This window comes from Janthinobacterium sp. SUN211, assembly GCF_030587315.1.
Taxonomy (GTDB): Bacteria; Pseudomonadota; Gammaproteobacteria; order Burkholderiales; family Burkholderiaceae_D; genus Janthinobacterium; species Janthinobacterium kumbetense.
The window spans coordinates 1015243-1030149 of record NZ_JAPWIC010000001.1 but is presented as its reverse complement, the minus strand read 5'-3'; the positions used below and the strand labels follow the sequence as shown (position 1 = coordinate 1030149).

Below are 14907 nucleotides of genomic sequence, written 5' to 3'. Positions count from 1 at the left end.
ATTATAAATGAGAATCATTACGATTTATAATGATTAATATATTCATTGCCGCCACGGCCGCATACATGCCGCGCGCATGCCTGGAGGGCATTTCAGCGCGGAAAATGACCATCCTGGGCCTTCAGATCCGGATATTTGCTGTCTTATATAAGATTCGTCGCCATCTGATACACAAACAGCGGCAGGACAGTCTAAAATACGTGGTGGGCAAGCACGGCGTCACCGCCGGCACACTAGCCGTCCAAAGCAAGGCTAACCGTCCTGTGTTTGGAATGAAGAAAGTTAACCACCAGGCATCACCGCATACAAGGGAATGAACATGGCAACACAAAAATCCAAAATCATCTACACGCTGACTGACGAGGCGCCGCTGCTCGCGACGTATTCCCTGCTGCCAATTATCAAAAAATTCACCGCGCCGGCTGGCGTGGACGTGGTCGCCAGCGATATTTCGGTGGCGGCCCGTGTACTGGCTGAATTTCCCGAATTCCTGACGGACGCGCAAAAAGTCCCGAACACCCTGGCTGAACTGGGAAAATTGACCCAGAATCCGGACACCAACATCATCAAATTGCCGAACATCAGCGCCTCGCAAGGCCAGCTGATCGCCTGCGTGCGCGAATTGCAAGGCCGCGGCTACAAGCTGCCGGATTACCCGGAAGATGCGAAGACGGACGAAGAAAAAGCCCTGAAAGCCCGCTACGGCAAGTGCATCGGCAGCTCGGTCAACCCGGTCTTGCGTGAAGGCAATTCCGACCGCCGCGCACCGAAGGCCGTCAAAGAGTACGCACGCAAGCACCCGCATTCGATGGGTGAGTGGAGCCAGTCGTCGCAAACGCACGTGTCGCACATGCACCATGGCGACTTCTACCACGGCGAAAAATCGCTGACGCTGGAAAAGGCGCGCGACGTCAAGATGGAACTGGTCACGGCCTCGGGCAAGACCATCGTGCTGAAACCGAAGGTTTCCCTGCAAGCGGGCGAAATCATCGACAGCATGTTCATGAGCAAGAAAGCGCTGCTGGAGTTTTACGAGAAGGAAATCGACGATGCCTTCAAGACGGGCGTGATGTTCTCGCTGCACGTCAAGGCGACCATGATGAAGGTTTCGCACCCGATCGTTTTCGGTCACTGCGTGCGCATCTTCTACAAGGACGCGTTCGCCAAGCACGCCGCGCTGTTCGACAAGCTGGGCGTGAATGTCAACAATGGCATGAGCAACCTGTACGACAAGATCGAAACCCTGCCAGCGTCGCAAAAAGATGAAGTGCTGAAAGATTTGCACGCTTGCCACGCCAACCGTCCGGAATTGGCCATGGTCGATTCGGCCAAGGGCATCACCAACTTCCATTCGCCGAACGACATCATCGTCGACGCGTCGATGCCAGCCATGATCCGTATCGGCGGCAAGATGTGGGGCGCCGATGGCCGTCCGAAGGACGTCAAGGCCGTCATGCCGGAATCGACTTTCGCGCGTATCTACCAGGAAATGATCGGCTTCTGCAAATGGCATGGCAACTTCGATCCGAAGACCATGGGCACCGTGCCGAACGTGGGCCTGATGGCGCAGCAAGCGGAAGAATACGGTTCGCACGACAAGACGTTTGAAGTGCCGGAAGGCGGCATCGCCAACATCACCGACCTGGAAACAGGCGAAGTGCTGCTGACGCAAACGGTGGAAGAGGGCGATATCTGGCGCATGTGCCAGGTCAAGGACGCACCGATCCGCGACTGGGTCAAGCTGGCCGTCACGCGCGCGCGCAACTCGGGCATGCCTGCCGTGTTCTGGCTCGATTCCTACCGTCCGCACGAGAACGAAGTCATCAAGAAGGTCCAGGTTTACCTGAAGGAGCATGACACCAAGGGTCTGGACATCCAGATCATGTCGCAAACGCGCGCCATGCGTTACACCCTGGAACGCGCCTTCCGCGGCCTGGACACCATCTCGGTGACCGGCAACATCCTGCGCGATTACCTGACCGATTTGTTCCCGATCCTGGAACTGGGCACGTCCGCCAAGATGTTGTCGATCGTGCCATTGATGGCCGGTGGCGGCATGTATGAAACGGGCGCCGGCGGTTCGGCACCGAAACACGTCAAGCAGCTGGTGGAAGAAAACCATTTGCGCTGGGATTCGCTGGGCGAGTTCCTGGCCCTGGCCGTGTCGCTGGAAGACATGGGCATCAAGACGGGCAATGCGAAGGCCAAAATCCTCGCGAAAACCCTGGATGAAGCCACCGGCAAGCTGCTGGACAACAACAAGTCGCCATCGCCACGTACCGGCGAGCTGGACAACCGCGGCAGCCATTTCTACCTGGCCATGTACTGGGCGCAAGCCCTGGCTGCGCAGAAGGACGATGCGGAACTGGCGGCGCATTTTGCGCCGGTGGCCAAGGCCCTGGCCGACAACGAAGAAAAGATCGTTGCCGAGCTGAAAGCAGTACAAGGCAAGGAAACGGATATCGGCGGCTACTACCTGCCAGATCCGGCGAAGACGGAAGCCGTCATGCGCCCTAGCGCCAGCCTGAATGCGGTGCTGGACAGCATCTGATGCAGTCTTGACAGGCAGTAAGTTCTTGACTGCTGCCTGATAAAAAAAACGCCGCCGGAAGCGATTCCGGCGGCGTTTTTCATTTCCGTGCAGGTTTTTTTACTTGTAATGCTTGTAGACCTCGGTGCTGCCATTGTTCTTGACCAGCAAGACGTCATACGCATCCTTGCGCGGTCCTTCCATGCCTGGCGAGCCCATCGGCATTGCCGGCACGGCCAGGCCTTTCGCCTTGGGTTTGTCGCGCAGCAACTGCTTGATCTCGCTGGCCGGCACATGGCCTTCGATGGCGTAGCCGTTGACGAGGCCCGTGTGGCAGGAGCCGAGCGCGTCGGGAATGCCGGCCAGCTTGCGGTATTGCGCCGGCATCTCGACATTTTTCGCGCGGACCGTAAAACCGTTCGCTTCCAGGTGCTTGATCCAGTCGGCACAGCAGCCGCACGAGGCGCTCTTGTAGACTTCGATGACGGGCAGGGCCGCCATGGCGAACGTGGGCAGGCCCAGCATGGCGGCGAAGGCGCCGCGCAATAAGAAATGTTTGATCATGGTGTTGCTTTCAGACGAAATAGGGCTATCGTGGCCACCTTAGTGGCTTGCTTGGAATCTAGGCGGAAAGCAGCCGCGGCGGCCGGCGCGGGCCGTCGGGAATGAATCCCGTCAGCAAGGTGGCCGTAGCGATGGTGACTTGTTGCGCGCCGCTGCAGGCGGCGGCAGGCAGGGCGAGGCCAGGCGGCATCAGCGCGCCCAGGCAAAAGCTGGCGCAGGCGCCGCACGCGGGGTGTTTGGCTGTGGTCTTGTTGTCTTCCGGCGTGCCGGCGCTGTCCGCGACGGCCGATGAGCGCGCAGCGTGATGCTGGCAAGCCGCTGTCATCGCGACGGCAGGCTCGTCAGCGAGCGGCGCGCATAGCCGCGTGGCGCCCGCAGCGGCCGCTTGCAGCGGCACCGCCGCGATCAGCAGCAGGATCAGCCATGTTTTGAAGAGTCTTAGCATCGCCGGAAAGTATAGCATAGGGGCAACTGCCGCCAGGAGCGGGCGTCCGCTAGCGCGAGGCGACGGCCAGCATTTTCGACGCGTACATGGCCCGGTCCGCATGGCGCAGCAGCAGTTGCATGGTATCGCCGTCTTCCGGATAGTGGGCCACGCCGATGCTGACGGCGATCTGCAAATGCTGTCCGTTGCCCAGGTGCAGCGGCGCAGCCAGGGCCGCGTGGATCTTTTGCTCGATCAGGCTGACGTCGGCCGGCGCGGCATTGCTTTCCAAAAGCACGACGAATTCATCGCCGCCCATCCTGGCCAGGGTGTCGGTTTCGCGCATGCAATCGCGCAGGCGGCTCGCCACCGTTTGCAGCAGCAGGTCGCCGCAGGCATGGCCGTGGTCGTCGTTGACCCGCTTGAAGTTGTCGAGGTCGAGGAACAGCAGCGATAGCCGGCCTTCCTGGCGGTGCGCGCGCGCGAAGGCCGTGTGCAGGCGGTCGTGGAACAGGCGGCGGTTCGGCAGGCGGGTCAGTTCGTCGTGCATGGCCATGAATTGCATCTGCGTCTGCAACTGCCGGCGTTCGATGGCGGTGGCAAGTTGCTTGGCGACAAATTGCAGCAAATCCTGGTCCTGCTCCGTGCCGATGACGGCATCCTGGCCGCCTTGCAAGGCCAGCGCGCCGATGCTGCCCAGGGAAGAATACAGCGGCACGGCCAGCCAGCACGAGGACAGGGCGCTGGCTGCCGTTTGCAGCGCGGCCGGCAGGCCGGCCAGTTGTCCCGCCTGCAGCAGCAGGGGGCGGCCGCTGCGCAGGACTTCGTCGCACAGCAGGCTGGCCAGCGATGACGTGGGCTGCGGCGCGCTGTCGTCGGCATGCGAAGTCATGGGAGGCTGGGCGCCGTGTTCGTCATGCAGCAGCAAGGTCAGGCTGCGCGTGGGCAAGTGTTCGCCGATGATGTGCTGGATGCGGTGCAGCAAGGCGGATAAGTCTTGCGTCGCCTGCATGGCTTCGGAAATGGCGTACAGCGCGGCCTGCTTTGCCTGCGCCTGTTTCAGCAGGGTGACGTCGCGCGCCACGGCCACGCGCAGCTGGTCGGCGGCGGACCAGCGGGCGGACCACATGATGTGCGCCAGGCTGCCATCCTTGCGCAGGTAGCGGTTCTCGAAGTGCGTCTGCGCATGGCCATCCATGATGGCGCGCGCGGCCGCCAGGGTGCGCGCGCGGTCGGCCGGGGCGACCATGTCGAGCATGAGCTTGCCGACCATTTCCTGCTGCGTATAGCCGAAGATGCGTTCGCAGGCGGCGCTGACGAAAACGAAGCGCCCCTCCACGTCGACCATGCACACGGCATCGAGCAACAAGTCGGTAAAGCTGGCCAGCGGCGCGCGCAGAATCTTGTGTTCCATGGTGGCATTTTAATGGACATTCCCGGCTGTGATTCAACTTGTTGGGGGTAGGCGAGGTCGGCGGCATGAAAATGTTTCATTTCCCCGACGCTCATGCTTTTCCGTTTCTTGCCGTTAATGCAGTATTGCCATGCAGTACTTGCCATCACGCCAGATAACGTGACGCAAGGTTTGCCTGGCGCCAGGTAATTGCAAAATACTTAACCATATCGAACTTTTATGATGCATCTTCTCTTCATTTGCAAGGTGACAGCGCCATGACCTCCATTTCTCCACTGTCCAGCTGGAACAGCGCCCCGTCGCGGGCTGCCGCCGCCACGTCGAACCGCGCGGAGGCGGCAGCGCCGTCGCCCGTATCGACGCCATCGTCCATCGTTGCTCTCAGCCCGGAAAGCGTGAACGACGGCAAGCCGGCGGCGCTCGTCAAACCACCGATGGTGTGGGAAAGCGCGACGCGCGACAAGGTGAGCGAGGCGATGACGAAGAGTTTTTCTTCGTATGCGTTTGGCGGCCGCTTCAGCGGCCTGGGCGCGGCCATGCTGGGACAAGCCAAGCTGGGAAACTACAATTTCTCGCAGGCGATGCGGCAGCCGCCGCCGAGCACCACGCCGAACATCTATGCTGCGTCCGGCATCGCGCCCGGCAGCCTGCATGGCAATGGCGAAGACCGGGTTTCCCTCAGCATCACGACGAAGAGCGGCGTGGAAGTCAAGCTGTCGCTCGACAGCCAGGGCGACGGCCTGGCCGTGAACATGACGACCAGCGGCGACCTCAGCGACGCTGAAGCGAGCGCCCTGGGCGAGCTGGCAAAAGGTTTCCAGGAAGCCATCGACGGCTTGGGACAAAGCACGCCGAAAATCAAGCTGGAAGGTTTGATGCAGTTCGACCAGCAAGTGCTCGAGTCGGTGAAGCTGCATGCGGAAGTCAAGGTGCGCGGCGAAACGGAAAGTACCCAAACCCTGGATTTCCAGGCCGATGGCGCGCAGCGCAAGGTCAGCTTCAGCGGCGAGGCCGGCAGCCTGGACCTGAAGGTCGATACCAGCGCGCTCAATACCCTGGGCAGCCCCGAGCGGCAAGCCAAGGCGCTGGGCAGCTATATGAAGCAATTCGACCAGGCGGCGTCGCGCGGCCATGGCGACGCGGGCCTGGTGGCCATGCTCAAGGATAGCTTCACTGCCTTGCACAGCAATACCGCCGCGCCGCAAGTGGCCACGGACAATCCCGAGACGGGCAAGTGGCGCCTGGCGGCCGAGGACAAGTCCATCTTGACGGGGCTGGCCGATTTCAGCGCCTCCGTGTCGCAGACCGTGAAATTCAGCAATCCCATGCGCAGCGCGGAAAAGGATGGCTTCAACTATGAAGTGTCGCAAAAGACGGAACAGGCCGGCCCCCGCCAGGACGAGCGGTCGATCAGGCAGCAGCAGCAATCGAAGCTGAGCGCCAGCTACCACCAGACGCTCGTCCCCGGCGTGCCGCTGCGCCTGCTGGACAACACGGAATCGCAGAACTATACCTACCACCAGATCGAGGATACGGCCAGCAGCGAGGCGCAAGTGGCCTACAAGGATGGCAAGATGGTGAAGGCGAGCTTGCGGCAGGAGGGCAGCCAGTCCGAACACGTCATGAAGTATTTCCTGGGCAAGCTGCAATCGGACAAGACCACGCCGGGCAATTTCTCCGTGCTGCGCGACTTGCTGCCCGTGCTGGGGCCATACAAGTCGGGCGAGAAGGAGATGACGCCCGAAGCGCGGCTGGAACAGCGCAAGCAGGCGTTGCTGACCTTGAGCGACGACGTGCTGCTGCAGTCGTATGCGGGCCAGACCATCAGCCTGTGGCAAGCCGATGTGCCGCCCGAGGAGGCGGTCCGTTAATTGCCCCTTGCCTCATATTAAAAAAAGCCCGTTTTCCTGCGAAGACGGGCTTTTTGTTTGATGCGGCGCAAACAGCTTACGCTTTGGCCTTGCTTTGCTTGATCCAGTAACCGACGCCCAGCGCGGCGAGCCACACGGGAATCAGGTAGACGGAGATGCGCAGGCCCGGCGTCAGGTACATGATCACCAGGATGCCGGCCAGGAACGCCAGGCACAGGTAGTTGGTGAACGGGTAGCCCAGACTCTGGAACAGGGTCGTCTTGCCTTCGATTTTTTTCTGCGCGCGGAAGCGCAGGTGGATCCAGCTGATCATGGCCCAGTTGATGATCAGCGCCGACACCACGAGTCCCATCAGCACTTCGAACGCTTCGCCCGGCATGAAGTAATTGACCACCACGCAGGCGCCCGTCGCCAGGGCCGACACGCCCAGGGCGACCAGCGGCACGCCGCGGCGGTTCAGGTGCAGCAGCGCGCGCGGCGCATTGCCTTGCTTGGCCAGGCCGAACAGCATGCGCGTGTTGCAGTACACGCCGCTGTTGTAGACGGACAGGGCGGCCGTCAGCACCACCACGTTCAGGGCCGTGGCCACCAGATTGCTGTCGAGCGCATGGAAGATCAGCACGAAGGGGCTGCCGCCGGTGACGACGTTTTGCCACGGGTACAGCGACAGCAGGATGCCGAGTGCGCCGATATAAAAGATCAGGATGCGGTAGATGGCCTGGTTGGTGGCGCGCGGGATCGTCGTGCTCGGGTCATCCGCCTCGGCCGCCGTGATGCCGACCAGTTCCAGGCCGCCGAACGAGAACATGATGACGGCCATGGCCATCACCAGTCCCTGCCAGCCATTCGGGAAGAAGCCGCCGTGCTGCCACAGGTTGGCCACCGACGCCTGCGGGCCCGCGTCGCCGGAGGCCAGCAGGTACGCGCCGAAGACGATCATGCCGATGATGGCGACCACCTTGATGAGGGCAAACCAGAACTCCATCTCGCCGAAGGCTTTGACATTCAACAAGCTGATGGCGTTAATCACGCAAAAGAAGACGAGCGCCGACACCCAGGTGGGCACGCCCGGCCACCAGTACTGCACGTAGATGCCGACGGCCGTCAGTTCGGCCATGCTGACGAGCACATACAGCACCCAGTAATTCCAGCCCGACAAAAAGCCGGGCAGGTGGCCGCAGTATTTGTCGGCAAAATAGCTGAAGGAGCCGGCGACGGGTTCGTCGACCACCATCTCGCCCAGCTGGCGCATGATCAGGAAGGCGATGACGCCGGCGATGCCATAACCCAGCAGGACAGAGGGGCCGGCCATCTTGATGGTTTGCGCGATGCCCAGAAACAGGCCGGTGCCGATGGCGCCGCCCAGGGCGATGAGCTGGATGTGGCGGCTTTTCAGGCCGCGCTTGAGCTCTTGTGGTTCGGTAATCCCGACTGCCGTCATATGTTTTATCCTGTTTTTACGGGGCTGAGGTCGCTGATTCTAAAGCATGAATGGGCAAATCAGGAGCGAAATGCATGTTGCACTGCGGAGGCGCAAGAAAAGCCCCGCATCTTCGCCGAACGGCGCGCAAAACGGCGGCCCAGGCGTCCGCTTTTACGCGCCGGCCGCGACGATGGCCGGTTCGTACGTGGCCAGGAACTCGGGCGGCAGGCGGCGCGCGCGGCCGCTGCTCAATTCGATGCAGATCAAGTCCCAGCGTCCGCGCACGACGGTGGCGCCGTCGCTGTCGCGGACCAGCTGGAAGCGCCGCTCCATGCTGGAACGGCCATCGCTGGCGCACAGCCAGGTGGCCAGGGTCAGCGCTTCGCCGGCCCGCGTCGGCAGCAAATAGTCGTATTCGCCGCGGCGTATCGCCATGGCCCGGTCCAGGCGCCGGTAATCGTCCAGGTCCAGCCCCAGGGTGGCCGAATGGTGCCAGGCGATATGCTCGCACCAGCGCACGTAGACGGCGTTGTTGGTGTGCTGCAAGCCGTCGATGTCGCCCGGTTCTGGCGTGACGGGCAGGGTGTGGGCGTGCGGATAATCCCAGTTCAAGAGCATTCCTTTCGATACGGTGGCGGCTGATTGTACGGTCTCGCGGCGCTTCCTGTCTGCGGCGCACGCGTGGAAAAACACTGTTTTTCACATTGATGTATGATGCATCATAATTTATCAGCGATCAAAAACACGCATGAACCATCCATTGGATACTCTGCTGCACGTCAATCTGGGCAAGTCCGTGTACGCCATGCTGCGCGAAGCGCTGGCGGCCGGGCGCTTCCAGCCGAATGACCGGCTGCGCATCCGGGAACTGGCGCAGCAGCTGGGCACCAGCGTCACGCCTGTGCGCGACGCCATGCTGCAGCTGGTGCAGGAAGAGGCGCTGGTGCTGCGCTCGCCGCGCGACTTCCGCGTGCCCGTGCTGAGCGTGGCGCGCTACCTGGAAATCCGCGCGCTGCGCCTGGAGCTGGAAGGCCTGGGCGCGGCGGAGGCGGCGCAGCGCATCGACGCCGCCACCCTGGCCGACCTGGAGCGCCTGCTGCAGGCGAATGAAGAGGCCATCGCGCGGCACGACCTGGCCGCGGCGCTGCAATGCAACCAGGCGTTTCACCTGGGCCTGGCGCAGGCGGCCGGCATGCCGACCTTGAAACGTTTCGTCGACCATCTGTGGATGCAGACGGCGCCCCTGATCGCCGCCGGCTACGCCAGCTTTTCGCCCGACATGCGGGTGGGCCACCACCACGCCATCATCAGCGCGCTGCGCCAGCGCGACAGCGGGGCCGCGCGGCGCGCCATCGAGCAGGACATCCTCGACGGCGGCACGCAGATGCTGGCCTACGTGATGCGCCAGGAGCGCATCCACGCCGGCACAACCGAAGAGGACAAGGAAGAACATGACGCACATCAAGCACAAGATTGAACAGAACATGGAACAGAAAACCGCCATCGTCACGGGCGCCAGCCGCGGCATCGGCCATGCCGTGGCCGAGCGCTTCCGCAGCCTGGGCTGGAGGGTCATCACCGTCTCGCGCAGCCCGATTCCCGGCGGCTGCCCGCGCAGCCAGGAGCACAACACGCATGTGTGCATGGATTTGTCGGACCTGAGCCAGATCGGGCAGATGGTCGAGACGCTGCGCCCCATGCTGGGCGACGCCAAATTGCACGCGCTGGTCAACAATGCGGGCGTGTCGCCGAAGGGGCCGGGCGGCTCGCGCGTCAATTCGCTGACGACGGACATGCAGACGTGGCAGGAAATGTACAACACGAATTTCTTTGCGCCGCTGGCGCTGACGCGCGGCTTCGCGCAGGAATTGTCGAATGCGCGCGGCTCCGTCGTGAATCTGTGCTCGATCGCCGGCTATCGCGTGCATCCGTTTGCCGGTTCGGCCTACGCCAGTTCGAAGGCGGCGCTGGCGTCGCTGACGCGCGAAATGGCCAACGACATGGCGCCGCTGAACGTGCGCGTGAACGCCATCGCGCCGGGCGAGATCGACACGGCCATCCTGTCGCCCGGCACTTCGCACATCGTCGACACGCAAATCCCCCTGCGCCGCCTGGGCACGACGGCCGAAGTGGCGGATCTGGTGGAGTTCCTGTGCAGCGAGCGCGCCTCGTACATCACGGGCGCGGAAATCCCCATCGACGGCGGGCAGCGTATTTAATTGAAAAGGAAGATCGCATGACACAACATATCGGCATCGTCGGCTGCTCGGCCGAAGGCGCGGCCCTGTGCTACCGCACGATTTGCGAAGGGGGCGCGCATGCGCTGGGGCCATATGAACACCCGGAAGTATCGATGCACACGCCGTCGCTGGCGCGTTACGTGGATTGCCTGAACGGGGGCGACCTGGCAGGCGTGGCCGAACTGATGCTGGCGTCGGCGCGCAAGCTGGCCGCGGCCGGCGCCGATTTCCTGATCTGCCCCGACAACACCATCCACCAGGCATTCGAGCTGATGGCGCCCCGTTCGCCGCTGCCATGGCTGCATATCGCGGACGTCGTGGCCGCCGAAGCGGCGGCGCGCGGTGTCCAACGGGTGGGCCTGACGGGTACGCGCTGGCTGGTCGACAGTGCCGTCTATCCGGACAGGCTGGCCGCGCGCGGCATCGCTTGCGTGCGGCCCGGCGAGGACGAACGCAGCGAGATCAACCGCATCATCATGGAAGAGCTGGTGCCGGGCGTGGTCAAGGGGGACAGCGTGGCGCGCTTCCAGGCCATCATCGGCAGCTTGCGGGAGCAGGGCTGCGACGCCGTCATCCTCGGCTGCACGGAAATCCCGCTGATCATCAGCGACGCCAATTCGCCGCTGCCGACGCTCGATTCCACGCGCTTGCTGGCGCGCGCCGCCTTGCGCCGGGCGCTGGAAACCTAGCGTTCCAGCTGCGCCTGCAGCGCGGCCACCACCAGTGCGTGGTCGTCGGCCTGCGCCAGGCCGGAAACGGTCACCGTGCCCACCAGTCCCACGCCGCGTATCAGCAGGGGGAAGGCGCCGCCGTGGCCCGCGTACTCGATGTCATCGAGGTATTTCACGTCTTCGAAGGTGCTGCCGCGGCTTTTATACGAGATACCCATGTAGTAGGAGCTGCGGCAAAAGCGCTGTACCGTATTGTTCTTGCGGCGTATCCAGTCCGCCTGGTCCGCCGTGGCGCCCGTCATGGCGTGGTGGAACAGGATTTGACCGTTGCGCGTGATGTTGACGGTGACGGCCTTGCCCCGCTTGCGCACTTCCTCGACGATCCACAGGCCCACGGCCAGCGCGGCATCGTTGTCGAAGCGTTCGAATTGCAGGGATTCTTCCTGTTGTGCCAGGGTTTGCAGCAAATCGGCGTAATGATCCATCGTGGAGGCGGGTAGTAGTGGCTGGAAGCGCTACTGTAGCGCACCACGGGGCAGCCGCGCGCGCTTTTTCCGTGGCGCGGCTAAAATAGGCCGCATGAACCTGTCCCTGTTTGCCGATGAAGACCAGGCCCCGGCCGGGCCGGCGCCGCTGGTGCCTGGCTCTTCCGCCTCGGTGCTGCTGCGCGGCTTTGCGCTGCCGTATCTGGACGAGGTGCTGCCGGCGCTGGACGCCATCGTGCTGGCGGCGCCCCCGCGCCACATGGCCACGCCGGGCGGCTTGCGCATGTCCGTTGCCATGAGCAATTGCGGCCCACTCGGCTGGGTCACGGATGGACGCGGTTACCGGTATGCGCGGCTCGATCCGGCCAGCGGCCTGCCTTGGCCACCGATGCCGCCCGTGTTCCTGCGCCTGGCGCGGCAGGCGGCGCTGGCGGCCGGCTATCCGGACTTCACGCCAGATGCCTGCCTCGTCAACCGTTATGCTCCCGGCGCGCGCATGGCCCTGCACCAGGACCGCGACGAATGCGATTTCACCGCGCCCATCGTTTCCGTCTCGCTGGGGCTGCCGGCCACCTTCCTGTTCGGCGGCGCCGGGCGGGCCGACAAGGCGGCGCGCATCGCCTTGCTGCATGGCGACGTGGTGGTGTGGGGCGGCGCCGACCGCCTGCGCTTCCACGGCGTGGCGCCCCTGAAGGAAGGCGAACACGCGCTGCTGGGCGCGCAGCGCATCAATTTGACGTTTCGCAAGGCCAGCTGATCCGTCAATACGCTCCATTAATGCAAGGTACTTGCAAATGCGGCCGTTTTTCTCCATGATATGCAACTTGTTTGCATATGGAGTGTTCAGCATGAAGCGCGATCCGATTTCCTCGCCCCTGCCCGACGTGGCGGCCGGCCCCCATCTGGGCCACCCCTTGCCGCTCGAGTGGGTCGGCATGCAGGGCATCGCCTTGCCCCTGTGGCTGGAGGAAGGCGGGCAGGCGCAGCAAGTGCATGCCTGGGCCGACGTGCAGGTCGACTTGCCCGACCCGCAGGTGAAGGGCATCCACATGTCGCGCCTGTATCTGCTGCTCGACGCGTTCGCCGCCGCGCAGCCGCTCGATGCGGGTGCGCTGGCCGCCGTGCTGCGGCGCATGGTGGACAGCCACGCCGATTGCGGCAGCACGCAGGCGAGGCTGGCGCTGGCGTTCCCCCTGCTGCGGCGCCAGCCGGCGCTGCTGACGGCGGGGCTGTCCGGCTGGAAATCGTATCCCGTGCGCCTGCAGGCCAGTGTTTCGCCGCAGGGCTTTGCCTTGTCCTTGACGGTGGAGGTCGGCTACTCGTCGACCTGCCCGTGCTCGGCGGCGCTGGCGCGGCAATTGCTCGCCGACGCCTTCGCGGCGCAGTTCGGCGCGGGTGGCATCGATGGCACGGCTGCGCGTGAATGGCTGCGGGAACACGCGAGCCTGGCCACGCCGCACAGCCAGCGCAGCACGGCGACGGTCACCGTGCCCTTGACGGAACAGGCGGAACTGGACCTGTTTCCCCTGATCGACGTGGTGGAAGCGGCGCTGGCGACACCGCTGCAGACGGCCGTGAAACGGGCCGACGAGCAGGCGTTCGCGCGCCTCAATGGTGCTAACCTGATGTATGTGGAGGATGCGGCCCGCCGCGTGCAGGCGGCGCTGGCGCCATTGGTGCCACCGTATGCGCAGGCGCGTGTTACCGTACGGCATATGGAAAGCCTGCATCCGCACGATGCCGTGGCGCAGGCGGGCAAGCTTGCCGGAGATTGGTAGTCAACCACCGTGGAGGAGGGCAACATGCCGGAGAAAATCGAGCGGGACGTCAACGATGACAGCCTGGAAGAGGAACTGGAGCGCGAACGGCGCGAGCATGCGCTGATCGACGAGGAAAAGCTGGGCATGGACGAGCTGGAAGAGGAGCACCTGAAGCGGGAACGCCAGCCCGGCGGGCCGGCGGGGCGCTAGCGTCAGGCGCGGGAGTCAAGGCGGCGCGATCATCGCTGGCATCGCGCGGCGCTGGCCGGTACAATTTCGCTTTGTCCTGCTCCCCCAACCCCGGAGGCCCATGAAATATCGCGCATTTTTCCCGTTCATCCTCGGCCTGACAGGCGCCGTCCTGGCCGCCTCGCAAGCCCAGGCCGCCACCATCTGCACCGCCATGGCGGACGCCAAAACGGGCACCGTCTTGCTGCAAGAGGGTAATTGCCTCGACCGCGTCACCCCCGCCTCCACGTTCAAGATCGCGCTCAGCCTGATGGGCTATGACGCCGGTTTCCTCAAGGATGAGCACAAGCCGACCCTGCCGTACCGCCAGGGCTATGTGGACTGGGGCGGCGAAGCGTGGCGCCAGGAAACGGATCCGTCGCGCTGGATGCAGTATTCCGTCGTCTGGTATTCGCAGCAGGTCACGCAGGCGCTGGGCGCCGAGCGCTTCCAGAAATATGCGAAGGCTTTGCGCTATGGCAATGCAGACGTGTCGGGCGATCCGGGCAAGGACAATAGCCTGGAGCGCTCGTGGATCAGCTCTTCGCTGAAGATCTCTCCGCTGGAACAGCTGGGCTTTTTGCGCAAGCTGGTCAACGATCAGTTGCCCGTCAGCAAGCAGGCGATGGAGCAGACGCGCCGCCTGACCCGCCTGGCGGACGTGGGCGGCTGGCAAGTGCATGGCAAGACGGGCGCGGCCTTCCCGCGCAAGGCCGACGGCAGCTTTGACGAAGCGCATGGCTACGGCTGGTTCGTGGGCTGGGCCAGCAAGGGCGAGCGCAGCATCGTGTTTGCGCGCCTGGTGCAGGATGAGCAGAAGGGACAGCAGTCTGCAGGCTTGCGCACGCGCGACGCCATGCTGAAGGAATTGCCGGCCCTGCTGGAGCAGGCACAGAAGTGACGGCCAGCATCGTCGCCGCCACCTTCATAGCTTCCGACGGCGAGTACCTGGAAGCCGTCATCGAGGTGGAAGGCCAGCGCCTGCACGTGATGGACGAGTTCGGCGGCGGGCAACTGGCCGCCGGCACGCAAGTCCGGCTCGAATTGTGGCCCATGATCAGCGAGCTGGACGATTGGGACGCCATCTTCGGCGCCAACCCCGGCTGCGTAAAGGGCGTGCGCCGGCTCGATGGCTGGCGCTACCTGGCGCTGGGCGTCGTGACCCAGGTCGATCCCGTCATCTGCGATTGCGGCTTGCTGCAGCTGGAAAACCCGTTTACGACGCATGATGCGCGCTGCGTGGGCGCGTACGTGGGCGTTACGCTGGCGCGCCTGGATGCTTGCCTGGCGTAAAATC

Annotated in this window: 17 protein-coding genes; 11 read left to right on the top strand and 6 right to left on the bottom strand. The window is 63.7% G+C overall.

The window, feature by feature from the left end; all coding sequences use genetic code 11:
- Positions 1–29: 29 nt before the first annotated feature.
- Together O3301_RS04515 and O3301_RS04510 are read left to right on the top strand one after the other, a co-directional pair.
- Positions 30–317, top strand: coding sequence for a hypothetical protein (locus O3301_RS04515; RefSeq protein ID WP_251348459.1), 288 nt, complete (start codon positions 30–32; stop codon positions 315–317).
- A gap of 2 nt (positions 318–319) precedes the next feature.
- The gene (locus O3301_RS04510) at positions 320–2551 is read left to right on the top strand and encodes an NADP-dependent isocitrate dehydrogenase (protein WP_251348460.1); all 2232 of its coding nucleotides are present in this window, start codon (positions 320–322) and stop codon (positions 2549–2551) included.
- A gap of 99 nt (positions 2552–2650) precedes the next feature.
- On the opposite strand, the gene O3301_RS04505 is transcribed toward O3301_RS04510, so the two are convergent.
- The 3 genes from O3301_RS04505 to O3301_RS04495 are packed head-to-tail and all read right to left on the bottom strand — an operon-like array spanning position 2651 to position 4932.
- The gene (locus O3301_RS04505; protein ID WP_099667723.1) at positions 2651–3094 is read right to left on the bottom strand and encodes a DUF411 domain-containing protein; all 444 of its coding nucleotides are present in this window, start codon (positions 3092–3094) and stop codon (positions 2651–2653) included.
- Positions 3095–3152: 58 nt separating this feature from the next.
- Positions 3153–3539 (bottom strand): hypothetical protein, encoded by a 387-nt coding sequence (locus O3301_RS04500; RefSeq protein ID WP_305055673.1) that lies wholly within the window; start codon positions 3537–3539, stop codon positions 3153–3155.
- 49 nt (positions 3540–3588) lie between these two features.
- The gene (locus O3301_RS04495) at positions 3589–4932 is read right to left on the bottom strand and encodes a bifunctional diguanylate cyclase/phosphodiesterase (protein ID WP_305055672.1); all 1344 of its coding nucleotides are present in this window, start codon (positions 4930–4932) and stop codon (positions 3589–3591) included.
- Positions 4933–5189: 257 nt separating this feature from the next.
- Between O3301_RS04495 and O3301_RS04490 the strand changes: the two genes are divergently transcribed.
- Positions 5190–6803, top strand: coding sequence for a hypothetical protein (locus O3301_RS04490; RefSeq protein ID WP_305055671.1), 1614 nt, complete (start codon positions 5190–5192; stop codon positions 6801–6803).
- 76 nt (positions 6804–6879) lie between these two features.
- On the opposite strand, the gene O3301_RS04485 is transcribed toward O3301_RS04490, so the two are convergent.
- Together O3301_RS04485 and O3301_RS04480 are read right to left on the bottom strand one after the other, a co-directional pair.
- Complete coding sequence (locus O3301_RS04485; protein WP_251348465.1) at positions 6880–8244, bottom strand: amino acid permease; 1365 nt, start codon at positions 8242–8244, stop codon at positions 6880–6882.
- Positions 8245–8397: 153 nt separating this feature from the next.
- Positions 8398–8838 (bottom strand): thioesterase family protein, encoded by a 441-nt coding sequence (locus tag O3301_RS04480; protein WP_289897660.1) that lies wholly within the window; start codon positions 8836–8838, stop codon positions 8398–8400.
- Positions 8839–8974: 136 nt separating this feature from the next.
- Here O3301_RS04480 and O3301_RS04475 point away from each other — a divergent pair, with 136 nt between their 5' ends.
- From O3301_RS04475 to O3301_RS04465, 3 genes are read left to right on the top strand one after another with little or no spacing between them, the layout of a single operon-like run.
- Positions 8975–9703, top strand: a complete 729-nt coding sequence (locus O3301_RS04475; RefSeq protein WP_289914514.1) for a GntR family transcriptional regulator — start codon at positions 8975–8977, stop codon at positions 9701–9703.
- The gene (locus O3301_RS04470) at positions 9678–10445 is read left to right on the top strand and encodes an SDR family NAD(P)-dependent oxidoreductase (protein WP_251348468.1); all 768 of its coding nucleotides are present in this window, start codon (positions 9678–9680) and stop codon (positions 10443–10445) included. Before O3301_RS04475 ends, O3301_RS04470 begins: the two co-directional genes overlap by 26 nt.
- A gap of 17 nt (positions 10446–10462) precedes the next feature.
- Complete coding sequence (locus O3301_RS04465; RefSeq protein WP_305055670.1) at positions 10463–11155, top strand: aspartate/glutamate racemase family protein; 693 nt, start codon at positions 10463–10465, stop codon at positions 11153–11155.
- Here the strand turns inward: O3301_RS04465 and O3301_RS04460 are convergent.
- The gene (locus tag O3301_RS04460; protein ID WP_034786432.1) at positions 11152–11622 is read right to left on the bottom strand and encodes a heme-degrading domain-containing protein; all 471 of its coding nucleotides are present in this window, start codon (positions 11620–11622) and stop codon (positions 11152–11154) included. The two genes, O3301_RS04465 and O3301_RS04460, sit on opposite strands and share 4 nt — an antisense overlap.
- A 94-nt stretch (positions 11623–11716) precedes the next feature.
- Here O3301_RS04460 and alkB point away from each other — a divergent pair, with 94 nt between their 5' ends.
- The 5 genes from alkB (at position 11717) to O3301_RS04435 (ending at position 14903) form a co-directional block, all read left to right on the top strand.
- Positions 11717–12379 carry a DNA oxidative demethylase AlkB gene (alkB, locus tag O3301_RS04455; RefSeq protein WP_305055669.1) on the top strand — a complete coding sequence of 221 codons (663 nt, stop codon included), beginning with the start codon at positions 11717–11719 and terminating at the stop codon, positions 12377–12379.
- A gap of 91 nt (positions 12380–12470) precedes the next feature.
- Positions 12471–13400: a GTP cyclohydrolase FolE2 gene (gene folE2 / locus O3301_RS04450; protein WP_305055668.1), complete on the top strand. Its 930-nt coding sequence runs from the start codon at positions 12471–12473 to the stop codon at positions 13398–13400.
- Positions 13401–13424: 24 nt separating this feature from the next.
- Entirely contained in the window at positions 13425–13592 is a 168-nt protein-coding gene (locus O3301_RS04445; RefSeq protein ID WP_289897666.1) for a hypothetical protein, read from the top strand.
- A gap of 100 nt (positions 13593–13692) precedes the next feature.
- The gene (blaOXA, locus tag O3301_RS04440; protein WP_305052188.1) at positions 13693–14511 is read left to right on the top strand and encodes a class D beta-lactamase; all 819 of its coding nucleotides are present in this window, start codon (positions 13693–13695) and stop codon (positions 14509–14511) included.
- A complete protein-coding gene (locus O3301_RS04435; protein ID WP_289914518.1) occupies positions 14508–14903 on the top strand; it encodes a hypothetical protein in 396 nt (131 codons plus the stop codon). The genes blaOXA and O3301_RS04435 overlap by 4 nt, the downstream gene beginning before the upstream one ends.
- Positions 14904–14907 lie beyond the last annotated feature (4 nt).